The sequence below is a fragment of the Ruegeria sp. AA6 genome, from assembly GCF_056542865.1.
The window spans coordinates 20,789-34,007 of record NZ_JBQGAN010000015.1 but is presented as its reverse complement, the minus strand read 5'-3'; the positions used below and the strand labels follow the sequence as shown (position 1 = coordinate 34,007).

10 protein-coding genes are annotated in these 13,219 nt (G+C 58.8%); 7 read left to right on the top strand and 3 right to left on the bottom strand.

Going from position 1 to position 13,219, the window contains the following annotated elements; all coding sequences use genetic code 11:
• The first annotated feature begins 7 nt into the window (after positions 1–7).
• Positions 8–3,049 (top strand): efflux RND transporter permease subunit, encoded by a 3,042-nt coding sequence (locus tag ACR0LN_RS16495; protein WP_480431144.1) that lies wholly within the window; start codon positions 8–10, stop codon positions 3,047–3,049.
• Positions 3,050–3,067: 18 nt separating this feature from the next.
• On the opposite strand, the gene ACR0LN_RS16490 is transcribed toward ACR0LN_RS16495, so the two are convergent.
• Both ACR0LN_RS16490 and carB read right to left on the bottom strand, forming a co-directional pair.
• Positions 3,068–3,478, bottom strand: a complete 411-nt coding sequence (locus ACR0LN_RS16490) for a VOC family protein (RefSeq protein ID WP_480431142.1) — start codon at positions 3,476–3,478, stop codon at positions 3,068–3,070.
• A 200-nt stretch (positions 3,479–3,678) separates the two neighbouring features.
• Positions 3,679–7,023: a carbamoyl-phosphate synthase large subunit gene (gene carB, locus ACR0LN_RS16485; protein WP_480431141.1), complete on the bottom strand. Its 3,345-nt coding sequence runs from the start codon at positions 7,021–7,023 to the stop codon at positions 3,679–3,681.
• Between the two features lie 176 nt (positions 7,024–7,199).
• Between carB and ACR0LN_RS16480 the strand changes: the two genes are divergently transcribed.
• The 4 genes from ACR0LN_RS16480 (at position 7,200) to aspS (ending at position 11,452) form a co-directional block, all read left to right on the top strand.
• Complete coding sequence (locus tag ACR0LN_RS16480) at positions 7,200–8,327, top strand: aminodeoxychorismate synthase component I (RefSeq protein WP_480431139.1); 1,128 nt, start codon at positions 7,200–7,202, stop codon at positions 8,325–8,327.
• Positions 8,282–8,929, top strand: a complete 648-nt coding sequence (locus ACR0LN_RS16475) for an aminotransferase class IV family protein (protein ID WP_480431137.1) — start codon at positions 8,282–8,284, stop codon at positions 8,927–8,929. Before ACR0LN_RS16480 ends, ACR0LN_RS16475 begins: the two co-directional genes overlap by 46 nt.
• Positions 8,926–9,597 (top strand): CPBP family intramembrane glutamic endopeptidase, encoded by a 672-nt coding sequence (locus ACR0LN_RS16470; RefSeq protein ID WP_480431135.1) that lies wholly within the window; start codon positions 8,926–8,928, stop codon positions 9,595–9,597. Before ACR0LN_RS16475 ends, ACR0LN_RS16470 begins: the two co-directional genes overlap by 4 nt.
• Positions 9,598–9,676: 79 nt before the next feature.
• Positions 9,677–11,452: an aspartate--tRNA ligase gene (gene aspS / locus ACR0LN_RS16465; protein ID WP_480431133.1), complete on the top strand. Its 1,776-nt coding sequence runs from the start codon at positions 9,677–9,679 to the stop codon at positions 11,450–11,452.
• A gap of 217 nt (positions 11,453–11,669) precedes the next feature.
• On the opposite strand, the gene ACR0LN_RS16460 is transcribed toward aspS, so the two are convergent.
• Positions 11,670–12,386, bottom strand: coding sequence for a response regulator (locus ACR0LN_RS16460; RefSeq protein ID WP_480431131.1), 717 nt, complete (start codon positions 12,384–12,386; stop codon positions 11,670–11,672).
• 134 nt (positions 12,387–12,520) lie between these two features.
• On the opposite strand from ACR0LN_RS16460, the gene mce reads away from it, so the two are divergent.
• A complete protein-coding gene (gene mce, locus ACR0LN_RS16455; RefSeq protein ID WP_109313240.1) occupies positions 12,521–12,925 on the top strand; it encodes a methylmalonyl-CoA epimerase in 405 nt (134 codons plus the stop codon).
• Positions 12,926–12,941: 16 nt separating this feature from the next.
• The gene (locus ACR0LN_RS16450; RefSeq protein WP_480431129.1) at positions 12,942–13,217 is read left to right on the top strand and encodes a DUF1467 family protein; all 276 of its coding nucleotides are present in this window, start codon (positions 12,942–12,944) and stop codon (positions 13,215–13,217) included.
• Positions 13,218–13,219: the final 2 nt, after the last annotated feature.

The window sequence follows — 13,219 nt, the reverse complement described above, 5'->3', positions numbered from 1 at the left end:
CAGACAGATGAACATCGCGCGCGCCTCGATCGACCGGCCACTTTATACGTGGCTCATCATCCTTATTGCACTGTTTGGTGGCATCTGGGGTTTCCTGTCGCTGGGCCGATTGGAAGACCCGGCTTTCACAATCAAAAACGCCGTTATTGCGACGCAATACCCCGGTGCCACAGCTGAAGAAGTGGCACTGGAAGTGTCCGAACCCTTGGAATCTGCCATTCAGCAGATGGGAGAGGTCGACACGATCACCTCGGTCAACCAGCCCGGTTTTTCGTTGATTGAGGTCGAAATCAAATCCACTTATGACGGTGACCAACTGCCTGAAATCTGGACCAAGCTGCGCGCCAAAGTGCGCGACGCGGCACGCGACTTGCCCTCTGGGGTGAGCCCACCTTTGGTGAATGACGGGTTCGGCGACGTGTTCGGCTTGTTCTATGCCGTTACAGCCGAGGGTTTTTCGGACGCCGAAAAGCATGAACTTTCCACCTTCCTGCGGCGTGAGCTGCTGACCGTTCCCGGTGTGGCTGACGTTGAGGTGATGGGCCTGCCCAATGAGGCAATCTTTGTTGAGCCTGATCTGGCTATCTCCGTGAACCAGAACGTGCCGATCACGGCCATAAACGAAGCGATTGCCAATGCGGACTCGGTCAACGCATCAGGCTCGGTTCGCACTGACAACGATCGCACAACGATTTTGACCGCCGAAGGGTCGGATACCGTATCGGCCATCGCAGGGCTGTCTTTGGGATCGCAGGGGCAGGTCATCAACCTGTTCGATATGGCGCACGTGTTCCGCGGCCGTCAGACGGACCCCGAAGTCATGATTCGATTCAACGGCGCCGAAGCATTCACGTTGGGCATCGCAGGCCTGTCGACCGAGAACATCGTCGAAGTCGGACAGCGCGCCGATGCCAAGTTCGCTGAATTGGATTCGCAAATCCCATTTGGCGTGGAAATCCTGCCGATCTACCAACAGCACGTTGTGGTCGAGCAGGCCTCGAACGATTTTCTGGTCAACCTCGCCATGTCGGTCACCATCGTTGTTGTTGTTCTTGCGGTCTTCATGGGATGGCGCGCGGCGGTTGTTGTAGGCTCGACCTTGTTGCTGACGGTGGTTGGGACGCTGCTGTTCATGTCAATCTTCTCGATCGAGATGGAGCGGATTTCGCTGGGTGCCCTGATCATTGCGATGGGGATGCTGGTGGACAATGCGATTGTGGTCGCCGAGGGGATGCAGATCGCAATGCTGCGAGGCAAGAATTCGCGCGATGCTGCGGATGAAGCAGCGTCCAAGACGCAAATCCCACTGTTGGGGGCCACAGTCATCGGTATCATGGCCTTTGCCGGCATCGGCCTTAGCCCGGACGCCACGGGGGAATTCCTGTTCTCGCTGTTTGCTGTGATTGCGATTTCTTTGTTGCTGAGCTGGGTGCTGGCGCTGACGGTGACGCCGCTGCTGGGGCATTATTTCTTCAAGCAAGGCGAAGAAGGCGCCGTGGATGCTTATGGCGGTCTTATGTTCCGCCTCTACGGGACGATCCTGCGCGGGGCTCTGCGTTTCCGCTGGCTTGTGATTGCTGGCCTTATAGGCGTGACCGCGGCGTGTTTCGTCGGCTTCGGGCAGGTGCGACAACAATTTTTCCCAGACTCGAACACGCCGCTGTTCTTTGTTCACTATAACCTGCCCCAAGGCACACCCATAGAGCGGACTGCTGAAGATATGGCTGTGTTCGAAAACTGGCTGGCCGAGCGCGACGATGTTGTCTCTGTTGCTACTTTCGTCGGACAGGGGGCAACCCGGTTCCTGCTGACCTATTCGGCAGAGAAACCGAACCCCGGCTATGGCCATATGATCATTCGCACCAACACCTTGGATGAAATCCCGGCCCTGCAGGCAGACCTGGAGGCGTTCGGACAGGTGCAATTCCCCGAAGGCCAGTTCCGCACCAAGCGCCTGATCTTTGGTCCCGGCGGCGGCGACCCGATTCAGGCGCGGTTCTCGGGCAGCGATCCGGCTGTGTTGCGGGAATTGGCGGATGAGGCGGTTCAGATTATGCGTGAAGCCTCGCCCAATGCGCTGAACGTCTATCACGACTGGCGCGAACAGGAGTTAGCCGTTCAGCCGATCTATGCCACCGAGCGCGCCCAGACTGCGGGCGTTTCTCGCGAAGACATTGCCGCAACCTTGCAGTTTTCGACGGACGGCATAGGCGCCGGGGAATTCCGCGAGCGGGATCGTCTGATCCCGATCATTCTGCGCCGTCCTGCGGATGGGGATTATTCGATCGTGGATCAGGTTGTTTTCTCGGAAGAATCGGAAAGGTTCGTTCCGATTGAACAGATGGTCGACGGGTTTGAATACAAACCGCTCAACACACTGGTGCACCGCCGCGACCGGGTGCTGACGATCACGGTGGGGGCCGATATCCCGCCGGATATGACGGCTGCTCAGGTGCACTCCGAAGTACGTGCGGCCATCGAAGCCATGGAACTGCCGCCAGGTTATCGGATGGAATGGGGTGGTGAGTTCGAAAATGCAGGCGAAGCCAATGAAAGCCTGGGCAAGCAATTGCCTCTGAGCCTTTTGATCATGGTGCTGATCTCAGTGCTGATCTTCAATGCGGTACGCCAGCCGATCATTATCTGGCTTTTGGTGCCCATGTCTGTGAACGGCGTGGTGATTGGCCTGCTGGGCACTGGCTTGCCGTTTACCTTTACGGCGCTGCTGGGCTTGCTCAGCCTGTCAGGTATGCTCATCAAGAACGGCATTGTTCTGGTCGAGGAAATCGACCTCGTCCGCGAAACCGGCAAACCCTTGCGTGAGGCGATCGTCGAGGCCTCGGTCTCGCGTCTGCGTCCAGTGATGCTGGCCGCGATCACCACTATTCTGGGGATGGCGCCATTGCTGACTGACGCATTCTTCCGCTCTATGGCGGTGACGATCATGGGCGGTCTGGCTTTTGCCACCATCCTGACCATGGTCGCGGCTCCGGTCTTTTACTTCGTGTTCTTTGCACGGGATGAACGGCGCGAGGCCGCTAGGGCATGATAGAACCGGGCGGCTGTTTCAGTCGCCCGGATCGTTTTCCGGATCATAGTGGTAGTAGAAACAGGATAGTTTGTTGCCATCAGGGTCGCGCAGGTACGCGACGTAGAAGTCTGGGGCGTAATACTCTCGCGTCCCCGGAGGGCCTTCGTCGGTGCCACCATGTTTCAAACCTGCCGCATGAAACTGCCTAACCTGTTCGGCGCTGTCGGCAGGGAAAGCCATCATCGTTCCATTGCCCGCACTAGCTGTACTACCATCATAAGGCGTGCAGACCCAGAACCCGGTTCCGGCGGCTGGCTCAGTTCCCCAGCCTGCGCGATCCTTGGTCCACCCCGGAAGGCGCGGTTGCTTTAGAACGCAAAAGACCGCGTCGTAGAACTGAATGGCCCGTGGCAGGTCATTGGTTCCGTATGTCGTGTATAGCTGCACTGGTCCCTTGCTGTGCGTCGGCCGGGTCAGATCAATGGGATCAGCGGCACGTCACATGCGGCGAGTGTCATCAAGGCAGCAAAAACTATAAACCTGCGCATTTGTTTTTCCTTCTGCTCGTTTTCAAAAAAGATGCGCGCCCGAAGACACAAGGTCAACGGGCGCGTAAGATACATCAGGTTTAAGCGGGTTCAGGCCGGTCAACCTTGCAGTGATTTCACCTCGACATCGCCCTCAGCCTGCGCCTTGATCGCCAGCGCGGCGGCGTGACTGGCAGCCGCAGTGGTATAGTAAGGGATCTTATCATACAGCGCGATCGAGCGGATGGATTTGCTGTCTTCAACCGCCTGCGCACCCTCGGTGGTATTCATCAGCAACTGAACCTGGCCGTCCTTCAGCATGTCGGCAACGTCCGGGCGACCTTCATAGACTTTGTTGACCACGTCGCACGCCACGCCATGCCCGGCAAGCCAGGACTGGGTCCCGCGTGTCGCCACCAGCGAGAAGCCCTGTTGTGTCAGCACCTGTGCGGCTTCCAACATGGCAGAGGTCTTGTCGGCATCCTTGATCGAGATGAAAGCCCGACCCGAGGACGGCAGAACCATGCCCGCGCCCATCTGCGCCTTGAGGAAAGCGCGAGGGAAGTCGCGATCCCATCCCATGACCTCACCGGTCGAGCGCATTTCCGGGCCCAGAATGGTGTCGACACCGGGGAAACGGGCGAAGGGCAGCACCGCCTCTTTCACCGAGAACCACGGCATGTCGGGGTCGGCCAGCGTCATTTGGTCGGCGATCTTGGTGTCGTCAACCGCCTTGTAGGGGGGGCGTTTCGGGAAATCCGCCAGTTTTTCGCCCGCCATGATGCGTGCCGCGATCGAAGCAATTGCGCTGTCGGTTGCCTTGGCGACAAACGGCACGGTGCGCGAGGCGCGGGGGTTCACTTCGATCAGGTAAATCTCATCATCCTTGATCGCGAACTGCACGTTCATAAGGCCCACGACGTTCAGCGCCTTGGCCAGCTTGAACGCCTGATCCTTGATCTGGTCGAGGATTTCCTTCGACAGCGAATAGGGGGGCAGCGAACAGGCCGAGTCGCCTGAGTGGACGCCAGCCTCTTCGATATGCTGCATGATGCCCGCGACATGTACGTCGGTGCCATCGCACAGCGCGTCCACGTCCAACTCAACCGCGCCAGCCAGATAGCTGTCCAGCAGAACAGGGCTGTCGCCCGAGACCACAACGGCCTCGTTGATATAGCGTTTCAGTTGCTCCATATCGCGGACGATTTCCATCGCGCGACCGCCCAGAACGTAAGAGGGGCGGATGACCAGCGGGAAGCCGATTTCTTCGGCGATTTCCAGTGCCTGTTCGTCGGTCGAGGCGATGCCGTTCTTAGGCTGTCTCAGACCCAATTCGTTGACCAGCGCCTGGAAGCGTTCGCGATCTTCAGCCAGGTCAATGGCGTCCGGCGTGGTGCCAAGGATCGGGATACCTTCGGCCTCAAGCGCATTTGCCAGTTTCAGCGGGGTCTGGCCGCCAAACTGAACAATCACACCGTGAAGCGTGCCGTTTTCCTGCTCTTTCGTCAGGATTTCCATGACGTGTTCAAATGTCAGTGGCTCAAAATACAGGCGATCCGAGGTGTCATAGTCGGTCGAGACCGTCTCGGGGTTGCAGTTGACCATGATGGTCTCATACCCCGCCTCGGTCAGGGCAAAGCAGGCGTGACAACAGCAATAGTCGAACTCGATGCCTTGACCAATCCGGTTCGGGCCACCGCCGAGGATCACCACCTTCTTACGGTCGCTCGGACGTGCCTCGCATTCAACGTCGCCCATCATCGGGGCCTCGTAGGTCGAATACATATAGGGTGTCTGCGCTTCGAATTCGGCGGCGCAGGTATCGATGCGTTTGAAGACCGCCGAAACGCCCAGATTGCGGCGGGCGCGGCGGACATTGGCTTCGTCACGGCCGGTCAGGTTACCTAGACGCGCGTCGGTGAAGCCCAGCATCTTCAGCTTGCGGATGCCTTCCTCGGTCATCGGCAAGCCGCCTTTGCGGACCTGACGCTCAGCCTCGATGATCTCGCGAATACGGGCCAGGAACCACGGATCAAACTTGGTGACGCCGAAAATCTCGTCATCGGTCAGACCGTGGCGCATCGCCTGCGCGATGGTACGCAAACGGTCAGGTGTCTGCTGGCTGATCGCCTTGATCACGGCGGCTTTGTCGTCGGCTTCGTCCCAGAGGTCGACATTCAGGCCGGGGATTTCGATCTCATCAAAGCCGGTCAGGCCCGACTCCATCGAGGCCAGAGCCTTTTGCATCGATTCGTGGATGGTGCGACCGATGGACATGGCCTCACCCACCGATTTCATCGCGGTGGTCAGGTGGGGCTCGGAGCCCGGGAATTTCTCAAAGGCGAATTTCGGGATCTTGGTGACGACATAGTCGATCGTCGGCTCGAACGAGGCCGGGGTGACCTTGGTGATGTCATTGTCCAGCTCGTCCAGCGTATAGCCCACGGCCAGCTTCGCGGCGATCTTGGCAATCGGGAACCCGGTTGCCTTCGAGGCCAGCGCCGAAGACCGTGACACGCGCGGGTTCATCTCGATCACGACCATCCGGCCATCATCAGGGTTAATCGCCCATTGCACGTTCGATCCGCCGGTCTCGACCCCAATCTCACGCAGAACGGCAATCGAGCCGTTGCGCATGATCTGGTATTCCTTGTCGGTCAGCGTAAGCGCCGGAGCCACAGTGATCGAGTCACCCGTGTGCACGCCCATCGGATCGACGTTCTCGATAGAGCAGACGATGATGGCGTTATCGGCAGTGTCGCGCACCACCTCCATCTCGTATTCTTTCCAGCCCAACAGGCTTTCATCGACGAGAATCTGGTTCACCGGCGAGGCATCCATCCCCGAGCGGCAGAAATGGATATAATCCTCGCGGTTATAGGCCACACCGCCGCCAGTGCCACCCAGCGTAAAGGCAGGGCGGATGATGGCCGGCAGACCGATTTCTTCCAGTTCATCCAACGCCATCTGCACACCCGCATCCAGATCGGCAGAACCGTCTTCTTTGCGGGGTGCGGTCACGATGGTGGCTTTGGGGTTCTCAAGACCAAGACGGTCCATCGCCTCGCGGAACAGCTTGCGGTCTTCGGCCATTTCGATGGCGTCGCGCTTGGCGCCGATCATCTCAACCCCGAACTCTTCCAGAACGCCCATCTCTTCCAAGGCCAATGACGTGTTCAGGCCGGTTTGCCCTCCCATGGTGGGCAGCAGGGCGTCGGGGCGCTCTTTTTCGATGATTTTGGCGACAACTTCGGGGGTGATCGGCTCGATATAGGTGGCGTCCGCCAAGCCGGGATCGGTCATTATCGTGGCGGGGTTTGAGTTCACCAGAATGACCCGGTATCCTTCTTCCCGTAGCGCCTTGCAGGCCTGAGCGCCGGAATAGTCGAACTCGCACGCCTGACCGATAACAATGGGCCCCGCCCCGATGATCATGATCGACTGGATGTCGGTTCTTCTCGGCATGGCCTTGTTCCTTCGATTGTGTGCGAGTCAGGGCACCCCCAAGCGCCCAAATTGTCCTGCGTTATAGGGACCGCGCGAAAAGGTTCAAGGGGTATCGGAATTGGTGGCGAAATTGCCGCTTTCCCCTCTTTCCCTTGCCGCCGTATTCTCTATACCGCGCAGCACGACAAATGAGGATGCAATTGCGTATTCGTTTCGATCAGGGGCCAGCCGGGCCCGGAACCAGTTTCGACCGGCTAGCCAGTGTGATCCGTGCGGACCAGCCGGACGACGTGCCCCATGCTTTGGCGGCGCTGGATGAGGCACGCGCTGAAGGTGCATGGCTGGCGGGCTATGCAAGTTATGAACTGGGCTATGCGCTGGAGCCGCGCCTGATCGACCGTCTGCCTGCTGATCGACGTCTGCCTTTGCTGTGCTTTGGCGTTTACGATGCGCCTGAGACACGTGATCTTCCCCTTGCATCGGGCGGTGTGACTGGCTTTGACCCTCGGTGGGATGAGGCGCGGTATACTCGTGCTTTTCAACAGGTTCATGACGCCATAGGGGCCGGGGATATCTATCAGGCCAACCTGACCTTTCCGATCGACCTGACTGTCGAAGGCGAAAGCGCTGCGCTTTATGCTGCGTTGGCGTCTGGTCAGCCGGTGGGTCATGGCGCGTTGGTCCAACAGGAAGGTCTGCCCGATTTGCTCAGCCGATCGCCCGAGCTTTTCTTTCGCACGGATGCGGACCGGGGCATCGAGACCCGTCCTATGAAGGGTACCCAGCCGCGCAGCGAAGATATGGCCGAGGACGCGCGCCGCAGGGCGTTCTTGTCGACCGACGACAAGAACAGGGCGGAAAACCTTATGATCGTCGACCTTCTGCGCAATGATATCAGCCGAGTCGCTTTGCCCGGATCGGTCAAAGTGCCCGAACTGTTCAAGGTCGAAACCTATGCAACCGTGCACCAGATGATCTCATTGGTGCAGGCACAACTGCATCTGGGGGCCGAACTGTCGGATATTCTGTCCGCGCTGTTCCCCTGCGGCTCGATCACTGGCGCGCCCAAGATTCGCGCGATGGAGATTCTGTCTGACCTCGAACCCTGGCCTCGCGACATCTATTGTGGCGCCATCGGCTGGGCCGCGCCGGATGGACGGTCCGAGTTCAATGTGGCGATCCGCACGCTGATGGTCGAGGATGGCAAGGCCACGCTGAATGTAGGAGGCGGCGTGGTCTGGGACAGCACAGCCCCATCGGAATATGAGGAAGCGCTATGGAAAGCCCGCTTTGCCCACCAGCTGACGCTGACTTCCGCATAATCGAAACGCTGGCGTTCCGGCCCGAACAGGGCTTTGTGCGGCAAGATCGTCACCTGGCCCGTATGGCGCGGTCGGCCGAGGCGTTTGGCATCGCCTTCGACGTCAGGGCTGCTGTTGAACGTTTGAACGGCGCGGCGGGTGAGGCTCCTCTGCGGTGTCGGTTGACGCTTGCGGCGGATGGACAATTGGACGTGACAACCGGGGCATTGACCGAAAGCCCTGCGGTCTGGCGGGTGGGGATTGCTCAGACGCGTCTGAACGCGGATGACATATGGCTCCGGTACAAGACGACCCAACGCGCACTTTATGATGGCGCCCGCGCGTCCTTGCCTCAAGGGATCGACGAACTTCTGTTCCAGAACGAACGTGATGAGCTGTGCGAGGGAACCATCACCAATCTGTTTGTTCATATGCCCGACGGTCGCCACCTTACACCTCCTTTGTCCAGCGGTGTGTTGCCCGGCATCATTCGCGAAGAACTTCTGGATAATAAACAGATTACCGAGGCCATCCTGACCTTGACCGACCTGAAAAACGCTACAAAAATCTATATGGGTAATTCGTTGCGTGGTCTGATCCGGGCGGAGTTGGCAATACAGTGAGCAAACAAACCGAGTGGGCAGCCAGCGCGGCACCGCATCTGCGGTTGAGACTGGAGTTTGGATTGTTCTTCATCGCCGCGCCGGTGCTGATCGCGGTGTTGTTCCCGCCCGATTGGATGTTCCCGTCCCTGTTTGCGTTCACCGCGTTGGGGATTGTTCTGCTGCACCTGACGCCCGGCTTCGCATGGGCTGAGCTGCGATATAACTGGCGCAACTGGTCCTGGCGCGAGGTTATCATTTTCACCATTGCCATGACGGCGTTCTGCGTCACACTTGTGATGGCCACGCGCCCCGATGCAGCGTTCTTCCTTTTGCGCAACCGGCCTGAATTCCTGCTGGTCATATGGCTCGGCTACCCGCTGCTGTCAGCCTTGCCGCAAGAGCTGCTGTTTCGCTCCCTGTTCTTCCGCCGATACCACGCGATCTTGCCGAATGGACGGACAGCCTATCTGCTGAACGCCGGGCTGTTTTCACTGGCACATCTGATGTACTGGAGTTGGATCGTCGCCATTATGACCTTTGCCGGAGGGCTGCTGTTTACCTGGGCCTATCGCAAGCGTGGTTCGTTTTTTTATGCGGTGCTGCTGCACGCGATTGCGGGGAACATCATCTTTGCTGCAGGTCTGGGCATCTATTTCTATTCCGGCAACGTGCAAAGGCCGTTTTGATGGCGCGACCTGCCTTGACTTTCCAAGCCCGACAGGGTGTATCGGCGCGACGAATTCTGCGCCCGAAGGGATATGATCCATGCACGCCTATCGCAGCCACACCTGCGCCGCTCTGACCGCCGCCAATGTCGGTGAAACCGTCCGCCTGTCTGGTTGGGTGCATCGTGTCCGAGATCACGGCGGCGTGCTGTTCATAGACCTGCGCGACCATTTTGGCGTCACGCAAGTTCTGTGCGACGGCGACAGCGCGGCCTTTGCCGAGCTGGAGAAGGTCCGCTCCGAATGGTGTATCCGCATCGACGGCAATGTCAAAGCGCGTGATCCTGAGCTGGTGAACCCGAAGCTGCCGACTGGTGAGATCGAAGTTTACGTGCGTGAGCTTGAGGTTCTGGGCGCTGCCGACGAACTGCCGCTGATGGTCTTCGGCGATCAAGAATACCCCGAGGAAACCCGCCTGCGCTATCGTTATCTGGACCTGCGCCGCGAGGCGATGCAGCAGAACATGGCCCTGCGTTCGGACGTTGTCGCATCAATGCGTCGCCGCATGTGGGATCAAGGCTTCCGCGAGTACCAGACGCCGATCATCACGGCGTCGTCGCCCGAAGGTGCGCGTGACTTCCTGGTGCCTTCGCGCCTGCATCCGGGCAAATTCTATGCGCTGCCTCAGGCCCCGCAGCAGTTCAAGCAGCTGATCATGGTGTCGGGTTTCGACAAGTATTTTCAGATCGCGCCGTGCTTCCGCGACGAAGATCCGCGCGCTGACCGTTCGCCGACCGATTTCTACCAGCTTGACCTAGAGATGTCGTTTGTTGAACAGCAGGATGTGTTCGACACCATTCAGCCGGTTCTGACCGGCGTGTTCGAAGAGTTCGGCGGTGGCCGCAAGGTCGATCAGGACTGGCCGCAGATTTCCTATAAGGACGCGGCCCTGTGGTACGGCACCGACAAGCCCGACCTGCGCAATCCCATTAAAATGCAAGTGGTCTCCGACCACTTCCGCGGGTCTGGCTTCGCGATTTTCGCGAAGCTGTTGGAGCAGGAAGGCACTGAAATCCGCGCCATCCCAGCGCCGACCGGTGGCAGCCGTAAATTCTGTGACCGCATGAACGCTTTTGCGCAAAAAGAGGGTCTGCCCGGCATGGGCTACATCTTCTGGCGCGATCAGGGCGAAGGGATGGAGGCCGCTGGCCCGCTGGCCAAAAACATTGGTCCCGAGCGGACCGAGGCGATCCGTCAGCAGCTGGGTCTGGGCGTCGGCGATGCGGCGTTCTTCTTGGGGGGCAAACCGAAAGCCTTTGAGAAGGTTGCGGGCAAAGCCCGTGACGTGATCGGTGAGGAACTGAACCTGACCGAAAAAGACCGTTTTGCCTTTGCTTGGATCGTTGACTTCCCGATCTACGAACAGGACGAGGAAACCGGCGCGATCGACTTTGAGCACAACCCATTCTCGATGCCACAGGGTGGGATGGATGCCCTGAATGGCAATCCTCTGGATGTGCGCGGCTATCAGTACGATCTGGCCTGCAACGGCTATGAGCTGGTTTCGGGCGCGATCCGAAACCACAAGCCAGAAATCATGCTGAAAGCATTTGAGCTGGCTGGCTATGGCGAGGATGAGGTGAAAAGCCGCTTTGGTGCGCTATTCAACGCCTTCCACTATGGCGCTCCGCCGCACGGTGGCTGTGCTGCGGGCATCGACCGGATCGTGATGTTGCTGGCTGATGAGGCCAACATCCGCGAAGTCATGATGTTCCCGATGAATCAGCGCGCCGAAGATCTGATGATGGACGCGCCGTCCGATCCAACCTCGGACCAGTTGATGGAGCTGGGTCTGCGGATCATCCCTCAGGAATAATCAATTGCCCGCCGCAGTCTCTGCGGCGGGTATTTCTTTTGGTCCGGCGGCAACAATGACGCGGTTAGAACTCTGCGCGGTTCCATTGCGCGCCGCAATTTCCAACGGGCAAGGCAACGATTTGCGCGCGATCCGAATGTTTCTGGCCGCAATCCAAGCTTGAAAATATGCCCACATGCTGACGATCGCAGCGGTTAGGAAATAAGCCGTCACCATCTCAGATCGCCTCGCGCAGTTCCAGACGTGCCTGAACGAGACCGGCGACTTGTGCGGCCAGCGCAGTGACAGGCGTTCCGCTCGCGCGCGACTCGGCCAGTTTCTGGGCTGCGTTCGCCAGCACTGTATCTTCGGCATCGCGGGCCACACCGCTCAGGAACTGGGCCGCGTAGTCCAGTGTTCTATGATCATTTGGCCCGGCCAGCACGTCCGCGATGTGGGCCATGTCGTCCTGATAGGCCATCGGGTCCGGGCGGATTACCTCATCCCGAATGGCATGCAGGTTGTTGGGGCGTCGATCCTCGGGCAAGCTTTCCAGAATGAGCTGTTGGAAATACGATAGCGATTTTAAGGGTTTATCCAGGAAACCGTCGACCCCTGCACGAAGCGCTGTATCCTGCCCATGCTCATCGCCAGACATGGCCAGAATGGCCCCGATGCGGGGGGCTGCTTCGGTCAGTTCTGCGATCAAATCGGCACCTGACCCATCCGGCAGACCGATATCCACCAATATGACCGAGGGGCGGTAGATTTGCAGGTGACGCCGAGCCGAGGACAAACAATCCGCGCGCCGGATGCGCGCGCCGCTATGCAGGCACATCAGACGGATCGCGTCACAGGCATAGCGGCTGTCTTCAACAACCAGAATGGTTTGCCCCAGCAGAGGCCGTGTGGCCGTCGGCTGTGCGCGAGAGGCGAAGGGGCTCGAATCGTCCATGGCAGAACTCCTAATCAGCAGATGCCTCACGCTAGGAACTTCTGGCTAACACGACGTTAACGGCAATTTGGCGCACTTGTTCTTTGCCCTATCAGCCCTCATAACCGCTGCAACGCAGAACAGAGGAGAGTTCTATGATTGGTCGCCTGAATCATGTCGCCATCGCCGTGCCCGATCTCGAGGCCGCGTCCGAGCAATATCGAAACGCGCTGGGTGCCAAGGTTGGCGCGCCGCAGGACGAACCGGATCACGGTGTGACCGTAGTGTTCATCGAACTGCCGAACACCAAGATCGAACTGCTCTACCCGTTGGGCGATGACAGCCCGATCAACGGCTTTCTGGAAAAGAATCCGGCAGGTGGCATTCACCATGTCTGCTATGAGGTCGAGGATATTATCGCCGCCCGTGACCATCTGAAGGAAACCGGGGCTCGTGTTCTGGGCTCGGGCGAACCCAAGATCGGCGCGCATGGTAAGCCGGTGCTGTTTCTGCATCCCAAGGACTTTAACGGCTGCCTGGTCGAGCTAGAACAAGTTTAACGCAAGAGAGGCTGTCATGACGATTACTGCTGCACTGGTACTGTTTGCCGTCATCTGGTTCATGACGCTGCTGATTGTGCTGCCAATCCGCATCAAGACGCAAGGTGATCTGGGCGATATCGTTCCGGGCACCCATGCGGGCGCGCCGGAAGTGCATCACATGAAGAAAAAGATGTGGATCACCACCGGAATTTCAGTGGTGCTCTGGGCGATCATCGCAGGGATCATCATCTCGGGTGTGATTTCAGTGCGCGATTTCGACTGGCTGAACCAGTTGGAACCACGCGAGTAAGC